The sequence below is a fragment of the Desulfurococcus amylolyticus Z-533 genome, assembly GCF_000513855.1.
Taxonomy (GTDB): Archaea; Thermoproteota; Thermoprotei_A; order Sulfolobales; family Desulfurococcaceae; genus Desulfurococcus; species Desulfurococcus amylolyticus.
Genome location: NZ_KI911318.1, coordinates 1,243,304 through 1,267,828, shown reverse-complemented (window position 1 = coordinate 1,267,828; position 24,525 = coordinate 1,243,304). Strand labels below are relative to the sequence as shown.

General features: G+C 48.9%; 24 protein-coding genes and 2 tRNA genes. 14 read left to right on the top strand and 12 right to left on the bottom strand.

The annotated features are described in order from the left end of the window. Positions 1 to 893: 893 nt before the first annotated feature. The 3 genes from SPHMEL_RS06805 to SPHMEL_RS06795 all read right to left on the bottom strand — a co-directional run bounded on the left by SPHMEL_RS06805 (position 894) and on the right by SPHMEL_RS06795 (position 4,101). Positions 894 to 968: transfer RNA gene (locus tag SPHMEL_RS06805), tRNA-Arg, on the bottom strand. A gap of 243 nt (positions 969 to 1,211) precedes the next feature. Then, entirely contained in the window at positions 1,212 to 3,545 is a 2,334-nt protein-coding gene (locus tag SPHMEL_RS06800; protein WP_042667843.1) for a plasma-membrane proton-efflux P-type ATPase, read from the bottom strand. A 70-nt stretch (positions 3,546 to 3,615) separates the two neighbouring features. After that, on the bottom strand, positions 3,616 to 4,101 hold the full coding sequence (locus SPHMEL_RS06795; protein ID WP_232216792.1) for an AAA-associated domain-containing protein: 486 nt from the start codon (positions 4,099 to 4,101) through the stop codon (positions 3,616 to 3,618). 128 nt (positions 4,102 to 4,229) lie between these two features. Between SPHMEL_RS06795 and SPHMEL_RS06790 the strand changes: the two genes are divergently transcribed. The 3 genes from SPHMEL_RS06790 (at position 4,230) to SPHMEL_RS06780 (ending at position 7,496) form a co-directional block, all read left to right on the top strand. Then, positions 4,230 to 5,723 carry an ABC transporter permease subunit gene (locus SPHMEL_RS06790; protein WP_042667842.1) on the top strand — a complete coding sequence of 498 codons (1,494 nt, stop codon included), beginning with the start codon at positions 4,230 to 4,232 and terminating at the stop codon, positions 5,721 to 5,723. After that, positions 5,713 to 6,456: an ABC transporter ATP-binding protein gene (locus SPHMEL_RS06785; RefSeq protein WP_042667841.1), complete on the top strand. Its 744-nt coding sequence runs from the start codon at positions 5,713 to 5,715 to the stop codon at positions 6,454 to 6,456. The genes SPHMEL_RS06790 and SPHMEL_RS06785 overlap by 11 nt, the downstream gene beginning before the upstream one ends. A 446-nt stretch (positions 6,457 to 6,902) precedes the next feature. After that, positions 6,903 to 7,496 carry a YiiX/YebB-like N1pC/P60 family cysteine hydrolase gene (locus tag SPHMEL_RS06780; protein WP_042667840.1) on the top strand — a complete coding sequence of 198 codons (594 nt, stop codon included), beginning with the start codon at positions 6,903 to 6,905 and terminating at the stop codon, positions 7,494 to 7,496. Between the two features lie 345 nt (positions 7,497 to 7,841). On the opposite strand, the gene SPHMEL_RS06775 is transcribed toward SPHMEL_RS06780, so the two are convergent. Beyond that, complete coding sequence (locus SPHMEL_RS06775) at positions 7,842 to 8,039, bottom strand: hypothetical protein (protein WP_198011727.1); 198 nt, start codon at positions 8,037 to 8,039, stop codon at positions 7,842 to 7,844. A gap of 91 nt (positions 8,040 to 8,130) precedes the next feature. Here SPHMEL_RS06775 and SPHMEL_RS06770 point away from each other — a divergent pair. After that, positions 8,131 to 8,232 (top strand) — tRNA-Pro (locus SPHMEL_RS06770). Positions 8,233 to 8,446: 214 nt separating this feature from the next. Here the strand turns inward: SPHMEL_RS06770 and SPHMEL_RS06765 are convergent. Continuing rightward, complete coding sequence (locus SPHMEL_RS06765; protein WP_042667838.1) at positions 8,447 to 9,934, bottom strand: hypothetical protein; 1,488 nt, start codon at positions 9,932 to 9,934, stop codon at positions 8,447 to 8,449. A 138-nt stretch (positions 9,935 to 10,072) separates the two neighbouring features. On the opposite strand from SPHMEL_RS06765, the gene SPHMEL_RS06760 reads away from it, so the two are divergent. The 3 genes from SPHMEL_RS06760 to SPHMEL_RS06750 are packed head-to-tail and all read left to right on the top strand — an operon-like array spanning position 10,073 to position 11,590. After that, positions 10,073 to 10,465: a metal-binding protein gene (locus tag SPHMEL_RS06760; protein WP_042667837.1), complete on the top strand. Its 393-nt coding sequence runs from the start codon at positions 10,073 to 10,075 to the stop codon at positions 10,463 to 10,465. Positions 10,466 to 10,494: 29 nt separating this feature from the next. Beyond that, complete coding sequence (locus SPHMEL_RS06755; RefSeq protein WP_012608859.1) at positions 10,495 to 10,854, top strand: hypothetical protein; 360 nt, start codon at positions 10,495 to 10,497, stop codon at positions 10,852 to 10,854. Continuing rightward, entirely contained in the window at positions 10,844 to 11,590 is a 747-nt protein-coding gene (locus SPHMEL_RS06750) for a phosphoglycerol geranylgeranyltransferase (RefSeq protein ID WP_012608858.1), read from the top strand. Before SPHMEL_RS06755 ends, SPHMEL_RS06750 begins: the two co-directional genes overlap by 11 nt. On the opposite strand, the gene SPHMEL_RS06745 is transcribed toward SPHMEL_RS06750, so the two are convergent. Next, complete coding sequence (locus SPHMEL_RS06745; RefSeq protein WP_012608857.1) at positions 11,571 to 11,828, bottom strand: MazG nucleotide pyrophosphohydrolase domain-containing protein; 258 nt, start codon at positions 11,826 to 11,828, stop codon at positions 11,571 to 11,573. The genes SPHMEL_RS06750 and SPHMEL_RS06745 overlap by 20 nt on opposite strands. A gap of 73 nt (positions 11,829 to 11,901) precedes the next feature. Between SPHMEL_RS06745 and SPHMEL_RS06740 the strand changes: the two genes are divergently transcribed. Next, a complete protein-coding gene (locus tag SPHMEL_RS06740; RefSeq protein WP_042667836.1) occupies positions 11,902 to 12,081 on the top strand; it encodes a preprotein translocase subunit Sec61beta in 180 nt (59 codons plus the stop codon). Between the two features lie 197 nt (positions 12,082 to 12,278). Here the strand turns inward: SPHMEL_RS06740 and SPHMEL_RS06735 are convergent, their stop codons facing one another. Genes SPHMEL_RS06735 through SPHMEL_RS06720 form a run of 4 tightly spaced genes read right to left on the bottom strand, consistent with a single transcriptional unit; the run spans position 12,279 to position 15,239 of the window. Continuing rightward, on the bottom strand, positions 12,279 to 13,211 hold the full coding sequence (locus tag SPHMEL_RS06735; protein WP_198011726.1) for a 3-methyl-2-oxobutanoate dehydrogenase subunit beta: 933 nt from the start codon (positions 13,209 to 13,211) through the stop codon (positions 12,279 to 12,281). Next, complete coding sequence (locus tag SPHMEL_RS06730; RefSeq protein ID WP_042667835.1) at positions 13,190 to 14,371, bottom strand: pyruvate ferredoxin oxidoreductase; 1,182 nt, start codon at positions 14,369 to 14,371, stop codon at positions 13,190 to 13,192. The genes SPHMEL_RS06735 and SPHMEL_RS06730 overlap by 22 nt, the downstream gene beginning before the upstream one ends. 1 nt (position 14,372) lies before the next feature. Further along, positions 14,373 to 14,654 carry a 4Fe-4S binding protein gene (locus SPHMEL_RS06725; RefSeq protein ID WP_042667834.1) on the bottom strand — a complete coding sequence of 94 codons (282 nt, stop codon included), beginning with the start codon at positions 14,652 to 14,654 and terminating at the stop codon, positions 14,373 to 14,375. Positions 14,655 to 14,657: 3 nt separating this feature from the next. Further along, positions 14,658 to 15,239, bottom strand: coding sequence for a 2-oxoacid:acceptor oxidoreductase family protein (locus tag SPHMEL_RS06720; protein ID WP_042667833.1), 582 nt, complete (start codon positions 15,237 to 15,239; stop codon positions 14,658 to 14,660). A 141-nt stretch (positions 15,240 to 15,380) separates the two neighbouring features. Here SPHMEL_RS06720 and SPHMEL_RS06715 point away from each other — a divergent pair, with 141 nt between their 5' ends. Continuing rightward, positions 15,381 to 16,136 (top strand): DNA polymerase sliding clamp, encoded by a 756-nt coding sequence (locus tag SPHMEL_RS06715; protein WP_042667832.1) that lies wholly within the window; start codon positions 15,381 to 15,383, stop codon positions 16,134 to 16,136. A gap of 17 nt (positions 16,137 to 16,153) precedes the next feature. Here the strand turns inward: SPHMEL_RS06715 and SPHMEL_RS06710 are convergent, their stop codons facing one another. Continuing rightward, the gene (locus tag SPHMEL_RS06710) at positions 16,154 to 16,426 is read right to left on the bottom strand and encodes a hypothetical protein (RefSeq protein WP_084322175.1); all 273 of its coding nucleotides are present in this window, start codon (positions 16,424 to 16,426) and stop codon (positions 16,154 to 16,156) included. Positions 16,427 to 16,510: 84 nt separating this feature from the next. Here SPHMEL_RS06710 and SPHMEL_RS06705 point away from each other — a divergent pair, with 84 nt between their 5' ends. After that, the gene (locus SPHMEL_RS06705) at positions 16,511 to 16,885 is read left to right on the top strand and encodes a hypothetical protein (RefSeq protein ID WP_051401026.1); all 375 of its coding nucleotides are present in this window, start codon (positions 16,511 to 16,513) and stop codon (positions 16,883 to 16,885) included. Positions 16,886 to 16,925: 40 nt separating this feature from the next. Here SPHMEL_RS06705 and SPHMEL_RS06700 read toward each other — a convergent pair whose 3' ends face one another. Further along, entirely contained in the window at positions 16,926 to 17,270 is a 345-nt protein-coding gene (locus SPHMEL_RS06700; protein WP_042667829.1) for a hypothetical protein, read from the bottom strand. Positions 17,271 to 17,432: 162 nt separating this feature from the next. On the opposite strand from SPHMEL_RS06700, the gene SPHMEL_RS06695 reads away from it, so the two are divergent. The 4 genes from SPHMEL_RS06695 to SPHMEL_RS06680 all read left to right on the top strand — a co-directional run bounded on the left by SPHMEL_RS06695 (position 17,433) and on the right by SPHMEL_RS06680 (position 24,517). After that, on the top strand, positions 17,433 to 20,231 hold the full coding sequence (locus tag SPHMEL_RS06695; protein ID WP_042667828.1) for a DEAD/DEAH box helicase: 2,799 nt from the start codon (positions 17,433 to 17,435) through the stop codon (positions 20,229 to 20,231). Positions 20,232 to 20,313: 82 nt separating this feature from the next. Next, positions 20,314 to 22,263 carry a phosphoadenosine phosphosulfate reductase domain-containing protein gene (locus SPHMEL_RS06690; RefSeq protein ID WP_042667827.1) on the top strand — a complete coding sequence of 650 codons (1,950 nt, stop codon included), beginning with the start codon at positions 20,314 to 20,316 and terminating at the stop codon, positions 22,261 to 22,263. 152 nt (positions 22,264 to 22,415) lie between these two features. Next, a complete protein-coding gene (locus SPHMEL_RS06685; protein WP_042667826.1) occupies positions 22,416 to 23,246 on the top strand; it encodes a putative RNA uridine N3 methyltransferase in 831 nt (276 codons plus the stop codon). An 80-nt stretch (positions 23,247 to 23,326) separates the two neighbouring features. Then, a complete protein-coding gene (locus tag SPHMEL_RS06680; protein WP_042667825.1) occupies positions 23,327 to 24,517 on the top strand; it encodes a 50S ribosomal protein L3 in 1,191 nt (396 codons plus the stop codon). Positions 24,518 to 24,525 lie beyond the last annotated feature (8 nt).

The window sequence follows — 24,525 nt, the reverse complement described above, 5'->3', positions numbered from 1 at the left end:
CTATGGTGTTGGGTACTGTGGGCTCACCGATGCAGTGCCGTCGCAGGGAGCCCACACCTCGTACAGGCCGCAGTCCCTAGGGCGTAGTCTGTGTGAGGGCCTTCTACCCCTGTAGTTGAGTGGAGGCTCTTTCGATATTTCATTGATTCTGGTTCGAACGCTGGGCCACTCAATGAAAAGTCTGCCGGAACTAACAGTTATGCGGTAATGTAGTGTCCTACCCTCGTATTCGATTACTACCGACTCCAGGCCGCGGCATCTAGGCTTTACCAGCGGTAGCTCGACGTATTTAACGAAGTCCCTATATCCCGGCATCTGGTAGTGGTGGTAGGCAATCTATATATCATGTTACTTCTCTTGAAATATTAATACTTGCCAGAAGACGAGTAGGCACGAACACATTTGGAGTCACCACACTTCTTCCTATCGCATCAATACTTCCAGCTACACCTTAAGACTAGATCCAGGCCGGATCGCAGGCCAAAATAATGCTAACCCAAAGCCCTTAAGGTTAGCTCTGCTCCTCGGGTTCATTGCTGTCTTTAGCTCCCTGTTTTAACCAGAAACAGAAACTACAACCTCGTAATAATGCTAGGTCGTGGATAGTGCGGCAACCTCTAACATCGTGCCCTCCATTTAACCATTTAATGTGAGCAATACGAGAAACGCCTTCGACCCTCCTAAAGCCACCGCTGGGAGTGCTGGGGGAAATTCGATGCTGTGAGGGCTTGGAACCCCTTAACGGCTGCTGAGGTAGTGTCGAAGGCCGCAGATGCTATCTCCTATCAGTGTGTGGGGGGGAGTTCCCAGCGATCAATACATTCTCAGTGTATGAATCGGACCCCGGGATCTGGTCGTTTATGAATGAGGTTCAACGGTAGTGGAGGATTTAGCGGACCCGCCGGGACTTGAACCCGGGGCCTCCGGCTCCGCAGGCCGGCGCCCTATCCTGGCTAGGCGACAGGCCCCGTGTATTGTATTGGGCTGTCGAGGTTTTATTACTGAACACCACGTGTTTCCGCGGGTCAGGCGCGCGTCCCGCTGTTGCACCTGCGCCCTTTGCGCGGCCATACAGCGACGACGTGGTATGGTCTCGAAGTAGAGGTTTGGGCTAGGGACTTGAGCCTGGAAGGGGTCGTGTCTGCATTGTTGACCGCGATCAACAGGCTCGGAGACCCGAAAAGGCTCTTCCTCCGGGAGCGGGAGACCGCCTAGACGGCTCCGAAGAACCTGAACACCATTATCTTAGCTGCGTCCGTCAGCATTAGCGTTACGGCAACCGAGTACAAGAAGCCCACCGATATAGCGTGTAGTGGTATCGCGGGTATTACCCTGCCCTGGTAGACTAGTATAGTCCCCACGATTATGTCCCCGACTATCGAGAGTGCCACGGGTAGGCTGGGCTTACTACTCCAGAACCAGTTGGTCTCCCTGAAGTTGAGTATGTTGAAGAGCCCGGAGAGTAGCAGGACGTAGAAGACGAACGTCCTGGTCTGGTCGAGCGGGAGGGCCAGGTAGTCGAGCGCGATATAGAGCGCTAGGAACAGCTCAAGAATCTTAATGAAGCCCAGCACCACAGATACGGTCACTAACTTCCGTATGTTCCACCTCTCGGGCTTCCTGCTTGGCTTCAGCCTGTCTGTGCTGATCGAAAGGGTTACAAAGTCGTAGAGGAACAACATGAGTATCATGTGAGTGGGTGTGAGGACGGGGAGGCCGAGGAAGAGCGTGGATATCGCGACGAAGTAAACAATCTGGAACGTCTTGACGACCTTGTTCAGAGACCATACAACGATCCTCCTGTAGACCATTCTGCCGAGCTTGATTATGTCAACTATATTCCTGAGTCCGGGCTTGGTGAGGACTACTGACGCCGATAACTTCGCGATGTCTGTGGCGTTGCTCACGGCCACGCCGAGGTCGGCCCTCTTCAGTGCGGGGGCGTCGTTGACGCCGTCGCCCGTCATGCCTACTACATGTTCCTTCTTCTGCAGGGCGACCACGATGTCGTGCTTCTCTTCGGGTATCACCTCTGCGAAGGCGTCTATGTCCTCCACGAGGCTCGGTATCTCCTCTCTGGGTACCCCCTTAAGCGTGACCACCCTCCCACCTATACCGACGACACCCGAGATCGTCTTCGCCACGTAGACGTTGTCACCAGTTATCATGATGGGCTTGACGCCCATCTCCTTGATCTCCTTGATGAAGAGCGGCGAGTCGTCTCTAGGCTTGTCGTACAGGCCTATGAGACCCACGACCTTGAAGACGCCACTCTTCTCGACCCCTACTGCCAGGGGTCTCTCGCCTTTACTGCTCATCTCCTTGATCAACGCCTCGTATCTCGACTTGTCTAGGTCCTTGTCCATCTCGGCGAGTACCTGTGGAGCCCCCTTCACGGCCCTCACCTCTACACCGTTGACTCTCGCTATTGCCTCCGTCCTCTTGGTCTCCGGGCTGAAAGGCTTGAACTCCAGCACCTCGACACCTTGTTTCGAGACGCCTTTTTGTTTGGCTGCCTCTATTACGGCCCTGTCGATCGGGTCTTTACTGTCCTCCTCGGACGCTAACAACGCGTAAAGTAGGACTTCTCTCTCGGAGTACTCGCTGGAGAGGGGTACGACCTCCCTCACCGTTATCCTGTTCTCGGTGATCGTACCCGTTTTATCAAGGCATATCACGTCCATCATGGAGCCTGCCTCTATCGCCTCCAGCCTCCTAACAATGACCCCCGCCTTCGCTAGCTCAACACTCCCCAGCGCGAGTGTTATAGTGGTCATCGCGGGAAGCGCTATCGGTATAGAGGCTATCAAGAGGGTTAGCGTGAAGGGGAGGAGGTCTAGGAAGCTTGTCCTACTCATTATGAGCTTTACGGCTACTAGGAGAATGAAGAAGATGTCGGCGGCCAGGAGACCCTTTGTTATGCTCGCAGTTATCTCCTCTATTATCAGCCTCGGTTTGCTGACCTGGACTAGCTCGACCGTCTTCCCGTACCTCGTCGACGCTCCTGTCGCTGAGACCCTGACAACCCCCTCACCCCTCAATACTGTGCTACCCGCGTACACCTTATCGCCTGGGTTCTTGTCCACTGGAAAGGACTCGCCTGTCAAAGCAGACTCGTCGACGATCAGGTGACCTGTGACGAGCTCGCCGTCAGCCGGGACTACGTCTCCCAGCTTCAGCTTAACGATGTCGTCTGGAACTATGTACTCTGCGGGGACGTCAGTCCACTCCCCGTCTCTCAGGGCTCTCACAACGACTCTTAGCTTGGACTTGAGGAGCTCTACCGCCTTCTCAGCCCTGTGCTCGTGTATAATGCCTATAACAGCGTTCACGAGTAGCAGAGCAACCATTACAGCGAAGTCGACGTACCTCCCCAGCACGAACGATATAACGGCGGCCGCCTCAATAGTGTACGGGGTTAGGCCCGTGAACTTCTTCAGGAAGAGCTTGAGGAGGCTCTCCTTCTTCTCCGGTACGACGTTGAGCCCGTACTTCCTAATCCTCTCCTCGACATCTGCTTTTGTAAGCCCGCGTAGGCTACTCAAGTAGAACTACCCTTACTCCGTATCTACAACAGTGTATGTTGATGTTACGTTGAGGTTAAGAGCCTTACTTCTAGTGGAGCAAGTACACGTACTCGTCGTTCGCATCCATCTTGAAAAGGCCGAGGAATGCGCCCCACTGGAGTATGTTCCGCTTAGCGTCGTTCAAGTGGAGATTGTAGTACTGTGAGAGAACGCTCTCGTACTCGTCGGAGGTTATGACCCTCCTCCTGGAGAGCACGTCGAGTAGGGTGCTAAGCGGCTCTACTCTCTTAACGTTCTCCCCCAACAACTTCTTAACGTTCTTTATGTTACCTGTCACTATCTTCTCGCCAAGTTCTGTAAGAACCACGTCACCGTTTGGGGCAATCGAGACGAGACCCAGGATCTCCGCAACATCGATTACGTGGGGGAGTATGTCTATGTTCTCGCCCAGCAAGTCTCCTAGGTTCATTGGGTCCGCTCTCCCGCCCAGGCTATGTAGGACCTCGACAAGGCCGAGTAGGTGGTCTGGTGTCAAGTTGTACGGTAGCACGATTTTCTTTGTATCTTGTGACAACCCCCTCTAGGCACCTCGGTGGATATATTAAACGCTCGGGATCCTAAATATACTATAGGATCCCAAGCATTTAATATATATAACGCTCGAGATCCTAATAAACTTGACAACTTGGAAGGGTGTCGTCTTTGGTCCCGGAACTCGTAGTGGCCACGCTCTTGAGCCTCTACAGGATGTTCGCGGCCTACCTTTTATCGCTCTTGATTGCCCTGTTCACAGGCATCGCGATGGCCAGGAACAGGGTCGTCGAGGCCGTTCTTCTACCCATACTAGACGTCCTCCAGTCCATACCCATACTGGGCTTCTTCCCCGTCGTATTATCCGCGTTTGTTTACGGGCTGGGCCCAGGGTTAGGAGGCGAGCTGAGCGCTATAGTCCTGATATCGACGAGCCTGGTTTGGAACATGATCTTTGGCGTCTACGCGTCCATTAAGTCCCTTGACCCGAGCTTCGACTTGATGGCCAGCGTATACAGGATACCCCTCCCCCTCAAGCTAGCCTTGGTGTACGTCCCCGCCTCCCGTACATCTCTCCTCTCCAATAGCCTAATATCCTGGGCCGGCGGCTGGTTCTTCCTCACAAGCGCGGAGGTGATCTCGATGGGCACTCAAACCCTCAAGTTGGTCGGGCTGGGGAGCTTCATATTCGACGCATCGAACAGGGGGGACGCCCAGGCTTTTGCGGCTGGGATGGGCGTCTTATTCACTGTTATCCTCGCGACCTACATAATTCTCTGGAACCCAGCCGTGGTGAAGTACACAGGGCTCACCATACTGCCTGGTGTAATGGCGGTCTTCAACGCTCTCGAGAGGCTTACGAGACTATTCTGGAGGCTTGTCGTGGAGGCTATCCTGAGAGCCTGGTTATACTCCAGGAGGCTCGTGCTACCTTCTTCCACGGCCTTAGTCTTGGTAGCACTCTTGGGTCCCCAGATAAGGCCCACAGGGTTCTCCACAGGCCTCCTCTACGGGAGCCTGGTCAAGTACTTGAACATGTTCCTGACCAACGTCTGGCCGACGCTGCTAAGAGTCTACGTCGTACTGCTCGTCTCCCTACTGATCTCGCTCCCGTTAGCATACCTATCCCACAGGAGAAGGGCCGTGGGGCTTGCCGCGTGTACGGCTGGGGAGCTTCTATCATCGATCCCAGCCATGATCTGGTGGCCTCTACTACTGCCGGTCGCGCACGTCGCCCCGTGGTTCGTCATGTTCTTCGTCTACCTCCAGGGTGCCCTGTGGTACGTGTACTTCAACGTGATGATCTTCGGGCTCCAGTACGTGAAGAGGGACATCATCGAGCTAACGGACGTGTACAAGATAAGAGGGTTCCTCTACTTCAAGTCTGTGTTCATACCAGCCATGCTCCCCTCTATACTAACAGGCCTACTCTCTGCCTCGGGAGGTGCTTGGAACGCTTCTATAGCTGCAGAGTACATCGCGTTCGGAGACTTCGAGGTGGACACCGGTGGAGTGGGGAGCCTCATAGACAAGCTGGCTGCACAAGGCAACTCGCTCGGGGTGTTGTTCGTAGCTTTATACATGAGTCTCGTGATAGTCTTGCTAAACAAGCTCATCTGGGGTAGGCTATTCGCGAGGCTGGGGGCGAGGTTCGTTGTCGACTGAGCTCACACTTAGTATAAGGGGGCTTACGAAGAAGTACAAGGCGCCCGGCAGGGAGGTCCTGGTACTGGACAACATAAGCTTCGATGTCGGTGAGGAGTTTATTGCTATACTAGGACCCAGCGGTTGCGGGAAGTCGACCCTCCTGAGGATCATAGCCGGTGTTGAGAAGCCGGACTCCGGTACCGTGGAGTTCCACCTCGGCCGCGAGCCCAGAGTAGGCTTTGTTTTCCAGTTCCCCACACTCCTACCATGGATGACGATTCTAGCCAACGTAGCGCTACCGCTCCTCGCCAGAGGAACCAGGGAGAATGAGGCTAGGGAGAAGGCCAGGAGAGCCCTGACCCTCGTAGGGCTAGGCGAGTTCGAGGACTTCTACCCCAACGAACTAAGCGGGGGAATGAAGCAGAGAGTAAACATAGCACGGGCAATCGCTATCGAGCCCGACCTCCTTTTACTCGACGAGCCCTTCTCCCAGCTCGACCCTCTCACAGCTGAGACTCTGAGAAGCGAGGTGCTCGACCTATGGCTGTCCAGCGTCCTGTCTTTGAAGGCGATCATAATGGTCACCCATAACGTTGAGGAGGCCGTTTTAATGGCGGACAGGATCATAGTCTTGTCGCCGAGGCCCGCGAAAATAGTAAGAGACGTTAGGGTGGACATCAAGAGGCCTAGGAGCAGAAAGATGCCCGAGGTGCAGGAGCTAGTAGACAGGATATACGAGTACGTCAGCTAGCCTGGGGCTAGAGCCCCCCACCTCCATGGGGTACACGTGAATTAAACCACAACGTCCCGTAGACAAGGTAAGCGTGGTTGGGTCGTCCGGCACCCCTTCTGCCGCCCTCTAAACCTGCTCACCACACAGCCCATCCCTAGGAGGAAGTAGCTTACGTCATCTTCTACCGCTCTAGACCCGAGACCGCCCCTATCTAGCCTATCTCTCGTTATATACGGGAGGTGAATCATCTCACCTAAGAGGCTTGTCGTCCAGGATAAGGAGGGAGACAGGCCATAATCTTCTTCGGACCCATTACGTGGAGGTGGACTGGGATAAGCGAGAGTTGACCAGGACGAGGGTGGGACCAGGCGAGTGCCGCTGGGCTAGCCTACGCCCTCTTTGTCGTGGTTTGTATAAGTTTTTATACATGTGAACTATATAAGTATAAATATGTAGGGGTTGACATGAGACGTATTAGCGTCCCTGTACTAGCTTTGCTCGCTGTGTCGCTACTACTGTTACCGGTTAGGGTTGAGGCGCTCTCCACCGGCGGAGGCTACGTGACCGTCCCGCTAGACACGTTCCTAGCTATCGCGAGGCCCGGAGACCTGATCATCGTGAGGGGGGACACCTGGTACATGAAGATAGCGGGCTACTGGCACCACGTCGCGATCTACATCGGCAACGGGTATGTGGTAGAGGCGACCCCGGACTACGGGGTCAAGATAAGCCATGTCTCCACCGTCGTGTCCAACAGGCTCGCAGTAGGCCTGTTCAGAGTCAAGACCACCGACTTGGTGAGGGAGAGAGCAGTCCAGTTCGTGCTGGCCCAGCTCGGTAAGCCCTACGACTATGGCTGGTTGCTGTACCCGGGCGGTAAGCAGGTATACGGGGCCAGCTACTACTGCAGCGAGCTCGCCTGGGCCTCCTACCTGGCCGCAGGAGGCCCCGACATAGACGCGAACCCCGGCTTCACACTCAGGTACGGCTTCAACGTAGCACCGGACGAGATAGCTATGGACAACGACGTCTACCCGGTAGCCGTTTGGACAGCTTAGGCTCTCCTCACATACTGTTTTTAAGACCGGGATACTCCTCGTAGACTCCTAGGCACAGAAGCGTTGTTTGTGGCGCCGCTGCCCAGTGTCGCATTTACCTGTCCGGTCGTACGCCTATGCTTACTGCCCTTAGTACTCGATCAGGGGCTGTTCACAAGACCACGGGAACCTTGTTAGCTTAACGGCGCCCGGGGCATATTTAGGTGTTGGAAGACCAGCAGGGTGTGCTAGGACGGCTCGTGGTCAGGTCGACACGAGAGAGCTCCTGAGGGCAGTCAAGGATAGAGTCGTTAGATGGAGTTTAGAGCACAGGTTCAACTACCCTTAGAGGGTGGAAATGACGCCCTACAGGGTTTTACTCGCCGAGTTCCTGCTCAGGAGGACCACTCGAGCAGCAGTGTCCAGGGTCTTCCAAGCCCTCGTTGAGAGGTTCACGGACGTGGAGTCGTTGTACAGAGCACCCCAGTCACCGGCCTCGTATACCTCTACCTTGATCGCGAGAAGGGAGACGGTGTGACACGGCTTGTAGAACACGAGCTTCACCTCCCCGCCTACGAGCCCAGTCGTCCAGAAGGTAAGGAACGGTTGAGTGGCATAGTATTAAATACCCTTCCATAAAGTAATTTTTATCCAGGGGCCCGTCGTCTAGCCTGGACTAGGATGCGGGGTTCGGGACCTCGAGCCGCTGAAGAGGCGGAACTCCCCGTGACCCGGGGTTCAAATCCCCGCGGGCCCACTGCGCCTCGGTATGCTGTTTCTGCTTTCATATAGGTTTGCTATTGAATTCTTTTATTGAAGAATGTAATCGCATGCATGAATCTCTTCCTTGAATCCCTTAATTCAAGATGTACGGGGCTCCGGTGTGCCAGTGAACACCCCTAAGCCATATGCAGTCCCAAGCAGGATACAGGGGGAACAAGGATGAAGAGATGAAACCAATTTAAATAAACCTACATGGGACCTGAACCCCCTGGTTTTATATACCTTGTTAGGAATCCTATCGCCAAGCCTAATACTAGCAGTAATATAGCCAACGGCACGTCAACTATGGGTTCTTGTAATATGTATGTCCTGGTGTTGTTAACACCCTTTATTGTGATGGTTTCAGTTGTTGTCACTATAATGCTTGTAGTTGATGTTATCACATATGGAACGGAGAAGGGGTAGTAGATAGTTCTCCTCTCAGTTAATGTGGTGGTGACCGTATATGTATAAGATTCCGTCTTAGTCGTTGTCACTGTTGTCGGTGATGGGATTGTCACAGTGGTTGTCGTGGTTTTCGTGGTCGTGGCTGTCACAGTATAGTATGCCCTACCCCCTGTGCTAAAGGAGTATATTATCCAGGAGTACGAGTTTACCTCAGGCTCTATAACGTATCCCGCGATATACACTCTATCGGAGTCACTGGATGCTTTACCAATAAATAGGAAGCCACCCTGCATCAGGCTTTTGAAAGCCACCGTGTTAAGGTTTTTATCCAATACCTGGAGGTATTGTTTTCTTTCCCCGTATAATTCATTTGTTCCGAAGACATAGATTAATTCCCTGGCATACGCTATTTTAATCGCTGGGGAGAAATCGAGTTTCAAGCTACCAACGACATCTCCATACATGTCGATTTTCAACACGGCCCCGCTATACCCTAGCGTGATATACGCGTACCCGTCTTCATCGAATACTATCCCGGTTGCACCGTAATAACTTGTCGAGCTAATACTGCTTATTCTCGTAAGGTTAGCGCTTAGGATTTCGATCAATAACATATCACCTGAATTATTAAACCCCATCGAGCCAACTACCCATATGTCCCTGGTCACAGGATTCACCCCTATAGCTCTCGGCAAATCACTCATTACACCATTGATACTAGGATTCGCGTTGTACGTAGCTAAGACTACTCCTAGAGCACTGGGATCTCGTTTCTCAACCACCCACTCCTCTCCCCCGGGATCGCTCCCGAACCCAGATACATAGACGTAGCGTCCATCATACGTCACACTCAATGCCCCTGAGGGTGGTTTATAATTACCGAGGTAGCTTTCCATGAGGTTTAAGTCTAGGTCGAAGCCTAGAATAATCCATCTTCCAGCATACCAGTTGGATCCTTCCACCCCTACAACAATTAGTTTATCCCCGGCTACCGTGCAATCACTTAGGAGTAAGGGTTTGCTGTAGCTACTGCCATTCCAGGAGCTAATTAGTGAACCATTATATACGCTCCTCTTCTCGATTACTGCTGGATACCCTATAACGTAGAGGTAATTCCCGCTGACGCAGGTGCTTGTAGCATAACTCGTTGGAGAGGAATTAGAATACTGTATCCATAGTGTATCTGCTATATCGTACACAGTTTCACCAACCATTGTAACGATGGATGAAAGTAGGAGTAGCATTGTAAATATCGTGGCTAGGAAACCTATTGAAACATCTAGGCTCATGCTCCCACAAACATCTAATATACTCCATAACTATATATTCCTTAAGGATGTATTAACAATTTTTTATGGCGATATCCAGGTATCTAGGACTGGAGTGATTGGGAAATATTATATACCTAGTAACAAGTCGTGGGGATCATGGATCTACATGAGACTAGATCCAGGCTCTCTGCAGACTCCACACTGGATAAACCCGGTCTGAGGAAGGATATACTATCCCTTATTTACTCCTATAGATTCACTAAGATAAAGGTGAAGGGTGGAGGTAGGGAAGTATGGATCTATGGCGGCCCTGAGAGAGACTACGTGATCATACCTGGATCTTTCTGTAGTTGTATGGATTTCACTATCAGAGTTGTCTCCCGTGGGGAGACGCCATACTGTAAACACTTACTGGGGCTTGAGGTAGCACGTAGACTAGGTAAGTATAGGGAGATAGAGATGGAGGTGCAGGACGTAATCAAGGTTGTCAGGGAGGTGTTTGCCAAGGGATTCTCGAGGACTCTGCATAGAATACTATATAAATACTGAGCTAATGGTTAGATTAATCGGTGAGTGATATGGGTAGAAGAAGGAAGAAGAGAAAGATTATCAAGAAGGCGGTAAGAATCCCCGTGCTCTTCCAGTGCCCTAACTGCGGGTCTCCCACGTTATCAGTGACATTCAGGAGGGAGGATTCCAGCAGGAAAGCCATAATCTCGTGCAGTAGGTGTGGGCTCTACTATGAGTATAATAATGTGCCCTCGATATACCAAAGCGTCGATGTATACAACAAGTTCATTGATTTATTCGAGGAGGGTAAGATAAGCGTTGAGTTTAAGCCGGTGACAGGGGCTGAGGGGGAAATAGGAGGAGAGGAGATAGTAGAGGAGCTGGAGGAACTCAGTGAAGAAATCGGTGAAGAGCGGGATGAAGAATAAGGTGTTTAATTACATAGTTGGAAAAATAGCGGGAGGAGAGAAACTACACTTTACCCTAATAGACCCTGATAAGGTAAGTAGGCTCGATGAATTAGAGAAGTTAATGGATATAGCCAGTAGTGCCGGTACCGATGCCTTTCTAATAGGTGGGAGCACTAGTGTAACCCCGGAGGAGGCTGGGGCTACAGCTGAAGTACTCAAGAAGAGCGGTCTCCCCGTGGTGGTTTTCCCAGGTAATTTAAATTGTTTAACGCCTAAAGCTGATGCAGTATTATTCATGGTCCTAATGAATACCATGGAGCCATACTACTTAATGCAGGTGCAGGTCCTAGCCGCCCCTTTAATACGTAAATATAGTCTTGAAACCATTCCAACAGGCTACATAGTCTTCAACACTGATACGGCTGTAGGGCATATTGGCAGAGTGTATTCAATACCATACTCGAAGCCCGAGCTTGTTCTAGCATATGCGTTGGCAGCTGAAATGATGGGGTTTAAACTACTCTACCTAGAGGCTGGCAGTGGTGCCCAAAGCCACATACCACCAGCCTTCCCAGGGATCGTTAAGAAGCACACCGAGTTGATCACTATGGTCGGCGGGGGCATTAGATCCCCTGATGCAGCACTAGAGTTGATTAGAGCCGGGGCCGACATCATAGTTACCGGTACTATAATGGAGAAGGATCCTGAGAGAGGGGTAAATATTATAAAAACGATCAAGAAGTACCGGGGCTGAGATACTTCTTTCTAAATGCCTCCTCTAGATCTATATTTACCAGGTTAGCTATGCTGAGAAGCCATGCAAATACGTCGGCTAGTTCTTCCTCAAGCATAGATTTATCCATGTGTAGTAGTGCCTCAGCTAACTCGCCTACCTCCTCCGTGAACCATGTAAAGGTAGCGAATACGCCTCTCGCGTTGTCTCTTTCATAGTATTGTCTCCTAATGTAATCCTGTGCACTCTTTATATCCATTCAGCCACACCATGCCCCTTGACAATATATAAAACCCTCAATGGGGATTAATTATTTCTCGGAGGCGGTGTCCATGAGTAAGAAGGGTAGGCGTAGAAGGGATGTCCCGGGCATGTTTTCGGCAGCTGGACTGGTTAGATATTATGAGGAGAGCGATGTAGGCTTAAAACTAAAACCCCATATATTAATCGCTATTATGGTGGCATTCACGGTTACGGTAATAGTTTTATCGAAGCTTGCCCCCTTGACTTAGATATAGGGTGTATTGTTGTCTCTATATACGTGTTCGATGGGGAAGTCGTTGGGGCAACTGGCAAGCACATCATATATCCATCAAAAGAATACCAGGAAAAACTATCAAAACTACACGGAAAGAAGGGCAAGGTAAATAGTCATAGAGGAAAGCGATTAAAAGTAATCAGAATTGAAGTAATACAAAACCCTAAACGTCTACATATGTTTCTTGATCCACTCCCAGTTTGCATCCATCTGCCTCTTTATCTCGCTTAGCAGTTCTTCCGTTATATTCCTGAACCTACCTTGTAGCTTAATATATTCCTCGATAGGTTTTCTCTTACTTGGATCCATGTAGGCCCTACTCGGGCTGGATATCGTGAGTTTTCCATCATGATACTCGTAGAGTATCCATAATCCTGTTTCAACAGCTAGCTTGGCAATTCTTACTGTATATCTTGGATCGAATCTCCAGCCTATTGGGCATGGTGCATGGAGATGTATGAACTTGAATCCCCTGATCCCTTTTGCTTTCTGTAACTTATTGTAGAAGTCGTGGGGATACCCTATACTTGCTGTTGCAACGTATGATACGCCATGGGCTATCATTATCTTTGCCACGTCTTTCTTGGGCTCTATTTTACCCTTGATAGGTGTCGTAGTAGTCCATGCACCGAGCGGCGTTGACGAGCTTCTCTGTATACCAGTGTTCATATAAGCCTCGTTATCATACATTATGTACAATATATTGTTATTCCTCTCGGCTGCACCGCTTAAACTAGCCATGCCTATGTCAGCTGTACCACCATCCCCTGCCCATGCCACCACCTGGACATCCAGGATACCCCTTCTCTCGAGGGCCTCAGCTGTCCCGGATGCTACAGCCGCTGCCGAGGCGAATGGGACATGTATTATACTTGTCTTCAACGAGTGAAACGGGTATGTTCCCACGACTACTGAGGAGCAGCAGGCCGGTATAACTAGTATCATTTTTTCTCCAAAGACAGCTGAGAGAACCTTCCATGCCATCGGTATAGGGCATCCAGGGCAGGCGGCGTCTCCCGGTAATACCACGTCCCTCATATTATATGGTATAGGGGGCTTGGGTCTACCTGTAGACACATATATCACCTCCTGATCATCACCCATTTAAAGCCGGGTGGTTGGCCATTCTTTTCAACCTCGTCTATGAACTCCTTTGTAAGCTTGTAGAAGTCCTCGGCTGTAACATTGACGCCGGCGATTCCTGCCACGATGTTGGATACATAGGGGGGATTCCTTGTGTAGGTTAGTAATCCACCTGCTAGATCCGTGAATATTGGGCCATATGAGCCGAAGCTTATTGATCTATCGTATACAAGCACTCCTTTACTGCTTCTAATTACCTCCCATATGTCTTCCATTGGGAATGGACGGTAGTATCTTATACGTATTGATCCGATGGGGTATCCTTCACTACGTAGCTTTTCCACTGCCTCCATGAGATCACCACTCCAGGCACCTATTGATATAGTAATGTATTTTGCATCACTGCAGTGGAAACATTCTATAAGTCCACTATATTTTCTTCCAAATAGCTTATTGTACTCATTAGTAACCTCCTTGATCACTTTCTTCGCCTCATTCATTGCCTCCTGTATTCCATAGAAAATATTCTCCGTGTCCTCAGGCATTGTCAGCCCGCCTACTGCAAGTGGGGTACTTCCATCGATAATGTACCCCTGTCTACGGGGACCAAGCCACTCTCTAACCATTGATTCATCAGGTATGTCGACAGGCATTGTAGTGTGTCCTAGTATGAAGCCTTCAAGCCCAACCATGACTGGGAGGTATACCGAGGGGTCCTCACTGATCTTGAAGGCCTGTAGCACTAGGTCTAATGCCTCCTGGTTATCCATAGCGTAACTCATTACCCAGCCTGCGTCGCGTTGATCCATGAAGTCGCTGTGGTCGGGCCATATATTCCATGGGGCATTAATTGTCCTGGATACTATAGCCATAACCATAGGTATCCTGGCCCTGGAGGCCCAGTGTACTACCTCATGCATGTAGAGGAGCCCCTGGCTGCTTGTTGCGGTGAATACTCTGGCGCCGGCTACGGCTGCACCGAAGCATGCAGCTAGTGCTGAATGCTCTGATTCAACCCTGATCATCACTGAATCCAATTCACCGTTCTCTATCATTTCCGAGAGTTTCTCAACTATGCTTGTCTGAGGTGTTATCGGATAGGCAGCTATTACGTCCGGTCTTGCCAGTTTCACCGCGTATGATACGGCGTAGTTACCTGTTAAAGCCTTCTTCATGCCCACACTACTTCACCTCCTCAACCATGCTTATCGCGTTAACGGGGCATACGTCGGCGCATACCCCACATCCCTTGCAGTAGTCATAGTCTATTTTTACACCGGTTTCGGGTTCAACCCTTATAACGTTCACTGGGCAGAATATCTCACACTGATAGCATCGGGTGCACTTGGATTGGTCTACTATAGGCTTGGATGTCCTCCAGAACCCTGTTTTACCAGCGACTCCTATGTCAGGCCTTGTTAGAGGTGGTTGCCCGGTTTTAGGTGGTGTTACACGTATACTCATAGCCTACACCTCGAGAATTAGTTTGGTCTCATGGTAAGCACGCTCGGCGGCTCTCATGTTGAGCTCGCCAGCCTTGCCACCTTCAAAATAATTCATAATCGCTTTCTTAACGCTTTCAATTGTGAGCAGCCCTGTAGCTTTCACGAAGGCGCCCAGCATGCTCGTGTTGACTACAGGCCATCCAGCGATAACTAGCCCTAGGTCTCTAGCTATCTTCGTGGCATCAACCCTGTATATTCTTGCCCTGCCACGGTGGTTAATGCTTTCCGGCAGCACCTTATCCTTCTCAGTGTTCACTACAACTATACCGTTCTCTCTTAGTAAACTCCTCTTAACGACACCTAGATCCAGTAGCCCAGGATCCAGCACGATGATCACGTCGGCCTCATTAAACATTCCGTGTCTAAGTATCGGCTTATCGCTTAACCTGGCGAACGCTGTTACAGGGGCGCCTCTTCTCTCAGCGCCGAAGAATGGGAATCCCTGGCCGTGTTTACCCTCGAACATTGCTGCCTCTACTAGTATATTGGCTGCTGTTACAGCTCCTTGCCCTCCTCTCCCATAGAATAATATCTCATATAGCATTCTATACACCTATATACCGATCGATACAATACATATTTTGGGCTAATAAATTCAACGGTTATGACTACCTATCTATATTGATCCCTTATGGATGAATATATTTTAATCCACGTATAAAATTAGTTATCAGGGGTGGGTCAATTGTTTAAAGCCGTCTACCCTAACGCATCAAAGATGAAATATATCACACAGGCTATCGCGAAAATCACTGATGAGGCACCAATCTACGTGACACAGGAAGGATTAGAGGTCAGGGTATTAAGTCCTGATAAATCGATGCTTAGCATAGTTAGAATACCTGCCATGAGCTTCGAGGAATATAGTGTTGAAGGGGAGGAGTCCTTTATTGTCGCATCAACGGATTTAAACAAGATAATGAGGCGTGGGACAAGAAACGATGTATTAGTTATGGAGCTTGACAGGGCTGGCAATGTGTTGAATATGGTGTTTAGGGATAGGAAAACAGGGCTTGAAAGGGTTTTCCAGCTAGAGCTACTGCCGAGAACACCGGAGCCGGTTCCAGAATTAAACATTGAGCTGGGGGTAGTCGTTAAAATGATGGCTGAAGACTATATGAATATAATCGGGGACTTGAAAACCATCGGTGAGGAAGCAATATTCGCTTATGAGGAAAACAAGCTAAAGATATCCTCCTCGGAGCAACAGAAGGAGTATGTAGGCGTATTCACAGAGGGATCGCCACTCCTATACGTGTATTCATCGGTTGAGAAAGCAAGGGCGGTCTACAGTATTGACCTGCTAGCTGTAACAGTCAAACCGGCTTCGGCATCTAAGCAGGTGACTATATCCTTTGACACGGATAAACCAGTGAAAGTAGAGTATGAGCTAGCTGGGGGAGGCCAACTAATATACTGGGTTGTCCCAAGAGTAGGCTAGCTGGTTAGAGGGGTTATCTAGGCTGAGGGCGTCCTGCTCTCACTGCTTAATTTACCAAGTAGCTCCATTAACAGCCTCCTACGCTCCTCGGGGCTGGCAAGTCTTGGTTGAGCAGGCTTCTCTAGAACGGCTTCAACACGCCAAACCGGTCTAGGGCACTCGCTCCTCTTCGGGCATGATATACAGCACATGGCATCAACTAGTAGGTTCTGGAATAGAGTGCATTGTTTAACAGGTCTGTAGTAGCCGCATACATCACATCTCTCCCAATATATCGTCAATGCTGGCACCCCTGAGTTTAATAATAGCTTATGAAAATATTATAATGATGACGTAAAATACGTTATTCTAGCTGGTTTAAGGTGGTTTCAACTGTGTTGAAGATTTTAATCGACCTAGCTAAAAGCCCTCGGATAGTGCTGGATAAGGAAGAGGCTCTACGGTTGCTCACGGAGTATGCAGTCTTAAAGAAGTCGAGGGATCTAGAGGAGGCGATTAGGATAGTGAGAAATTTCACTGAGTACCTGGGTTACTCTAGGAGGAAGTTCGAGGAATACATTAATGTACCAAAGGATCCGGGGGATGCACTGAGGGGCCGGGTCGTAGTGCATAGGATCAGGTTGTTTATGGATGGTGCTAGGGAGATGGTTGAGATAGTTTTCGATAGAAGAATTAATATCGATGAACTCGTCTTCATACTTAAAAAGATGGGCTTTACCGAGGTTGTCATTGAGGAGCAGAGGATCTAATCTTCTCTCAACCCTAAAGAGCGGGGCTTTCAGTTGTAAGTTACTTTTTCCTCTCCTTCCTGCTTTTCTTCCTCTTGCTTTTACTTGTCTTTCTCTTCTTCCCGCCACCCTTCTTCTTAGCCTTCTTCCCAGTAGTCTCCTTTGAGGTCTTAGGGATGTTCTCATGTTTACCATGGGATGATTGAGTCGGGATTATTTTGGCCAGCTCCTCTATGCTCGCCTCCCCCTTCAGTATCCTACGCCATGTTTTCGTGACATCTAGTAATAGCTTCAACTGCTCTATTTGTACCTCCTTTTCTTCTTCCTCGTATTCTTCCTCAATCATCTCTTCTTCTAGGGCAACGTCTTCCTCGTATTCCGTCTCGTTTTCATTAAATAAAAGCATGACTTACACCCCTCTCTTGTTTAGAAAATGTTTTTATCTAGATTTTAAATTAAGATTATTGATAATATAATTGCAACTGGGAGCCCTAAACCTCGATATGATGTTTCCTGAGCGTTTAAACTGATTTAAAGCTCTTAGATTAAAACGGGTAGCTGAGTAGCCATGAGCGGTATTGTAGAATGCATCAGGAAGCTGGGATACAAGAGTTTCACAGAGCTTCAGAAAAAAGCTTTTGACAAGGTGGCTGGAGAAGGCAGGTCAGTGTTAATACTGGCTCCAACCGGTAGTGGTAAAACAGAGGCTGCTGTGATACCGGTTTTCTACAGGGTTAGAATTGAAAGATTGAAACCCATCGCGGCAATCTACATTACCCCCCTAAGGGCTTTAAACAGGGATATTGAGAGGAGAATCAAGAAGATTGCATCCTGCTTCGGGCTTAGCGTCGCAGTAAGGCATGGCGATACGCCTGAGAGAGCGCGCAGGGAGCTAGCTGATAACCCGCCCCATGTATTAATCACCACGCCCGAGTCGTTCGCGTACATAATTGTCAACGAGAAGCTCCGTCATTACATCGCTAACACAAGGTACTTGATAATCGATGAATTCCATGAAATGGTGAGGAGTAAGCGTGGACTATTATTCCTGACGATGCTATACCTACTCTGGGAGTACCATGGTTTTAAACCATTAAGGATAGCGCTATCTGCAACCCTCTCCAACCCTAGTGAGTACCTTAAACTGTTGACCCCTACGGGTGAAGATGTAGAGGTCATCGGGGATGAATACGTTAAGAAGATGGATGTAAAGGTTGTAATACCCGGTAAACCCAGCTCGCTGAGTCTACTGGGTGACGACTCCGTTGACCCTAGGTTATCCTATATACTGGATGCTGGGAGAAGGTATAATGGGGTACTGGTTTTCACGAACACGCGCTCGCTTGCGGAAATGCTTGGTTCCCTACTGAGGAAACTCATCGGGAAGCATGGTTTAGACCTAAAGGTGGGCGTGCATCATGGTAGCTTATCCCGTAGTCACAGGGAGGAGGTTGAGGCTGGATTTAAACAAGGAGAATTGAATATATTGGTTGCTACATCGAGCATGGAGCTCGGTATAGATATCGGGCACATCGACTTCGTTATCCAGTATTTATCACCTAGACAGTCCTCGAGGCTTATTCAAAGGATTGGGAGAAGCGGGCACAGGCTTAAAGGCATTAGTCGTGGTGTAGTGTTGAGCACGAGCAATCTACTACACCTATTGGAATCCCTGATCCTCGTTGACGAGGCTTTGAGAAGTAAAGTGGAGAGGGAAGAGGTGATATTTAAACCGCTTGATGTCCTAGCATACGCCATAGCACTACTAGTCCTCTTGAATCCTAGTGGCGTCAACAGGGATGAACTATATGATAGATTGGTGAGACATGCTCTATACCGTGATCTATCCCCCGAGGAATACAATGGGCTAATCGAGTACATGGTCTACGCGCACGTCTTAAGGGATGATGGAGGATTACTTAAGCCCACTAGAAAGACCAGGCTTTATGTCTATAGGACATCGATGATCCCTTCTACAAGGGACATCCATGTTGTAGAGGTTTCAACAGGTAAGACCATAGGCTCCCTAAACGAGGAATACGTTATACTGAGGCTTAGGCCGGATGACGTGATCATTCTAGCAGGGGAGGCATGGAGGGTAATAGGATTCGATGATGAAAAAGGGCATCTCTATGTTGAGAAAACAAAGGGCGACTACGCTGAGTCGCTCATACCACACTGGGAAGGCGAGAATATACCGGTTGACACGCGTGTAGCGTTGAGAATCGGTGAAGTAATAGATTATGTAAAGAAGAATAAGAGCCTCCCAGAAGAGCTTAAGAAGCTGTTGGAGACTAATGTGGAGATATCTTGGGGCCTCGCCGAGGAATTGAGCGGGTATAGCAGGATATATGTCGACTACGTGGAGAAAATGAATCTCCTCATCATAAATATTAATGCTGGAAGCAAGGTGAATAGTTTAATACGTGACGTCATCACGTACCTGCTTAGACAGAGATTCCCCATCATGGACTTCACATCGTACTCCTCCCCCTATGCTGTCTTGGTGAGGGTGAAGGGCTATATATACCCGGCTGAATTGATCAATGCTGTTAAAACGATAATCATAAACCTGGGGAAATACATTGACAATAACGCGTTTCTAAGGAGTGTTGTGAAGGATAGCCAGGCATTATACTGGAGGATATACCAGGTTGCCCAGAGATTTGGAGCTATAACGCCTGGGGAGACCAGGGTGACGAAATCCATGCTTAATGCATTGGCTGACACCATTATAGGTGAGGAGGCATTTAAGGAAGTCCTTATAAAGGATTATGACTTAGAGTCGGCTCGGAGCATAGCTTCATTAATTACCGGGGGAGGTATAAGTGTTGAAACCAGGGTCTACGATGACCTAGCTAGGCACCACTTGGAGATACTTGGGTATATTGAGCTACCTATTAGGAAGGATGTTGTAAACATAGATATATCCCAGTACTTAGAGAGACTCCTTGAGAGAGAGCTAACACTACTATGCATTAAATGCGGGTACATCAAGCAAGGCAAGGTGAGGGAGTTACTCGAGTTAGGTAAATACTCATGTCCCAGATGCGGCCTTGCCACGTTAACTATTATTAAAGGAGATGTAGAGGAGGAGAAAGGCATCGTTGAAAAGCTGAGGAGAGGGATGGAATTAAAGGGCGGCGAACGCCGCCTCTTAGACGACCTCGCCAAGAGAGCGGTTATACTTTATAAATTCGGTAAGCAAGCCCTCCTGGTTTTCGCTGGAAGAGGAGTGGGAACCAGTGAGGCCGTAAGAATACTTAACAATGCCTCGAGGGGCTCGGATTTAGTTAGAGAGATATATGAGAGGGAGAAGACATTCCTACGGGTTAAGAAATATATTGACAGCAAGGATGATGAGTAGCCCCATGCATCAACCTGGTTCAACTCAACCTAAATTAGGTTGATTGGATAGATGATAATCTAGGTAAGTCTAGTGATGCTGTATGGTGAGGATCTGGCCTAAAACAGCGAAGATATACTGGGATCCATGGAGAAACATACCTGTTGTCAGGCCTAGGCAGGAAGAGTTGGATTTATACTATGCGGTAAGGCTCAGCGAGCCCGGTGACGCCAGGCCTGTCTTCCCCGGTGACCTGGAGAAGCTCAGGGATGCCATACTATACGAGTATGGGAGCGATAAAGTATATACGAGGTTCTTCAACACCGGCTTTATGCTATTTAATAAGGTCCCGCACTGGGACCTAATGTATGAGATAGTGTCATCGGGAAACGTTCTCGGCCAATTATATTATGATCCATTCAGAGAGAAATGGAGATTTAGGCTGACATACTCCGGAGCATACATTGCTAACGAGGAGGGATTAGTCGATAAAGCTGTGCTGGAGGGGCCGATCTACACTGGTAGGGAGGTTAAGCCAGCTCCGAGTACTAGTATGAGACAATTGATCATCGCAGACAAGAAGGGGAATATAAGGGGTCTTGGGGAGGTATACGGGGATAGTTTAATAGTTGTTAAGACGTTCCATGATACAACAATGCCCGTGGAGACCAGTGGTAAATCAGCCTCTCTCGAAGACGTGTTAAAGCATAATGAAGAGGGCTTGGAGGCTTTAGCTGGGAAATCTATTTCATACCTGAAGAGGCTTAGAGGAAAGTATAGACTCCCAGTCTCAGTCTCATACTCCGGCGGTAAGGACAGCCTTGTCGCGCTTGACCTAGCATACAAGGCTTTCGGAGAGCTTGAAATGGTTTTCAACGATACAGGGCTTGAACTACCTGAGACAATAAAGAATGTGTATGAAGTCTCGGAGAAATATGGTGTGAGACTGCATATTGCATCAGCCGGAGATATATTTTGGAGAGCTGTAGCAGTCTTCGGTCCCCCCGGTAAAGACTATCGCTGGTGCTGTAAGGTCGCTAAGCTGGTTCCAATAGCCAGGTTAACGAGGACTCTATGGCCTAACGGGGCTTTAAACATAGTGGGGCAGAGGGCTTTCGAGTCGCTTGACAGGGCAAAGAGCCCGAGGGTGTGGAGGAATAAGTGGATACCCCACTTAGTATCAACGTCGCCTATACAGGAGTGGAGCCAGCTGGAATGCTGGCTCTACATATTCAAGCATAGGCTACCATACAATAAACTCTACGAGCGTGGATTCGATAGGCTGGGATGCTTCCTATGCCCTTCAAGCGCTCTAGCCGAGTTCAAGGATGTCGAGAAGGAATATCCAGAGCTCTGGGGTAAATGGGGAATGATCCTGGAGGAGTGGCGTGTTAAGCTGAGTCAACCAGCTGAATGGGTGAAGCTGGGATTGTGGAGATGGCTTACACCGGCATCGGCTAAGAGGAGGATTGCTAGACATATTGAAAACTATAGTATGGACTGGAGGAGGGAGTATACTAATAGATTACTGGGGAGCAGTATAAATCTAGTGCCTCTTGAAATAGTGGAGTCGAATAATGAGTTAAAGATATTGTTTAACAGGGAGGTTCTGGCACCAAGCATAAGGGAGGTTGTTAAGGTGAATATGGGTAGGCTGGGATACAGTGTGGAGGAGCAGGGAGACGTGTTCAGGGTTTCATCAGTGAACACGGTTATAACGGTCTCGGGGAGAAGCATTCATGTAAAACCGTCCATGAGTAGTGAGAACACAGAGGATCTTGTAGACCTCCTCAAGGTAATTTATAGGGCATATGGATGCGTTAAATGTGGGAGTTGCATACTCTGGATACCACCAGGCAATGCCATGCTTACACAAAATGGGCCAATACCTTTAAAGAACCTGGATGATAAAACCAGGAGGTTCTACCTGGAGGCATGCCCTATAAGCGATCAACTAGTGGAGAAGACACTGGTACCACTCATACTTGGAACCCCTAAGGCGTTCAAGCGTAAGACTCGTAGAAGGATAATCACTAGTGAACACTATGGCTGAGAACGTATAGTTGTGAAGCATTATTATAAACCTCGGTAATGCTTAAACTGTAGAGGGTGATTTAGATGGGTGGACGGCAGAAAACAACTATTTTCATGATTAAGGAAAGGAGGAGGGAGTCCCAGAGTAGTCAGAAGAAAGGGTAGGGTTAAGTGGCCAGGATAGGTTTAAGCATCGTTCTACCTACAAGCATCCTCTCGGTGGAGCCCACCCTGTTTTTAAAGTCCCTCAGGATACACCAGGTTGCTCGTTGGTCCTCTATATTCGGTGTTAACAGAGTGGTGTTTTACCGTGAATATGAGACATCTCGAGACGAGTTCCGTGAGCATAGAGAGATCATAAGTATTCACTGGAGATACTTCTTCACACCCCCATACTTGAGGAGAAGGCTTGTTCCACGCAATCCCTTACTCCGCTACGTGGGGGCTCTGCCCCCTATAAGGCTCTCAGAGTTCAATGTATCAGGTAAACCGGTTGATGGGGAGGAGAGAATAGGGTTTATTACTCTTGAGGAGGGCAAGCTTACCGCATACTTGGATAACGTTGAGAAATATAGCTTAGTGAATCCAGGTGACTGTAAACAGGGGTTTTCAAGGGTCAAAGTTGTCGATTCCAGGAGGAAGCTTGCTGAGTGTATTGATACAGAGTACTATATTGGTCCATCACTAGTATTCAGGAACTCACTTAGAGAGGCCCTGGATGAGGCTGGTGAGAAAGTATTCATAATTGCAACAGATAAGACTGGGGAGGCACCCTCGTTGAGTAACCTTGCCTCTCTCAAGGGGAGGACGGAGTTGATGCTGTTATTCGGGAGTCCTGAGCGCGATTTATTCGAGATATCACAGGGTGAAGGATTCAACCTATTAGAGTATGTTGACGCAGTGTGGAATACTGTACCGGGTCAGCATGTTGTATCCGTTAGAACCGAGGAGGCAGTTATAATAACCCTTGGACTCCTAAATTACTGGTTGAAAAAAGAGTAGCGTATATAAGTGCTCATACATTATCTAACACTATGCTTTTAAAACCTGTTTACCTATAGAAGCCTTGAAGGTGTTTAGGGATGGGTCATAGGAAGCTGCATGCGCCAAGACATGGCAGTCTAGGTGTAAGGCCAAGGAAGAGGGCTGAAGAGCTGACTCCCAGAGTTAAGAGATGGCCTGAGAAATCATGGTTTGATATACTAGTTGAGAGGCTTGGAAACGAGGCTGCATCACAGGGTGTAGTAGCTAGACCAGTGCTCCTGGGGTTCCCAGTATACAAGGCCGGGATGACTCATGCTATAATAGTTGAGGATAGACCCAACACTCCGGTGACAGGTAAGGAGGTATTTACGCCTGTAACTATACTTGATGCTCCACCGATAGTGGTGCTCGGTGTGAGAACCTACATTATTGATGAGGAGGGATACTTGAAGACCAAGGGTGAGGCTTGGAGGAGCCCCTACGACGCTATTGCAAAAGCTTTCGAGGAGCTCTATGCTGGTATCCCATTGATAGGAATTAGTGTAAAAGATGTTGTGAGGAAATATCTACATGGATTAAGAAAGGTGAATCATGGACTAGTTAGGCCTGAGCCATCAAGTGAATATGGCTTCAAGTTTGTTGCCGAGAGTAGTGAAAGCGAGTTAAGGGATGCTCTTAGCGGTGAGATAGCCGATGTGAGGGTAATAGCTTCAACGATACCGGTGTTATCTGGTATAGGTAAGAAGAAGCCTGAAATAATCGAGTTGAAGATCGGTGGAGGCAGTATAGATGAGAGATTGAAGTATGCCGAAGGCATTCTAGGCGGCTACGTTAGAGCATCGGATGTCTTCATGGAGGGACAGTTCGTGGATGTCATCGGTGTAACAAAGGGTAAGGGTTTCCAGGGAGTTGTAAAGAGGTTTGGTGTCAAGGAGCTACCCAGATGGCATAAGCACAGGAAGGGTAGTAGGAAAATTGGTGCCAGGAGCCCGGGCTTCGGTACTATGAGTGAGCCACCACAGGCCGGTCAAACGGGTTTCCATAGGAGGACCGAGTATAACAAGAGAATACTTAAGATGGGGTTGAATGGGCTGGAGATAACTATTGAAGGGGGCTTCCTACACTACGGGCTTGTTTACGGCCCATATATAATGCTTAAGGGCACAGTATTCGGGCCTGCAAAGAGAATGCTTATACTGCGCCACCCGATTAGACCTAACTTAAGATGGCTACCTCTCTCAGGCCCTAAGATAGCTTATTTAAGCCTTGAGAGCAAGCAGGGCATTTAGGTGGTGGT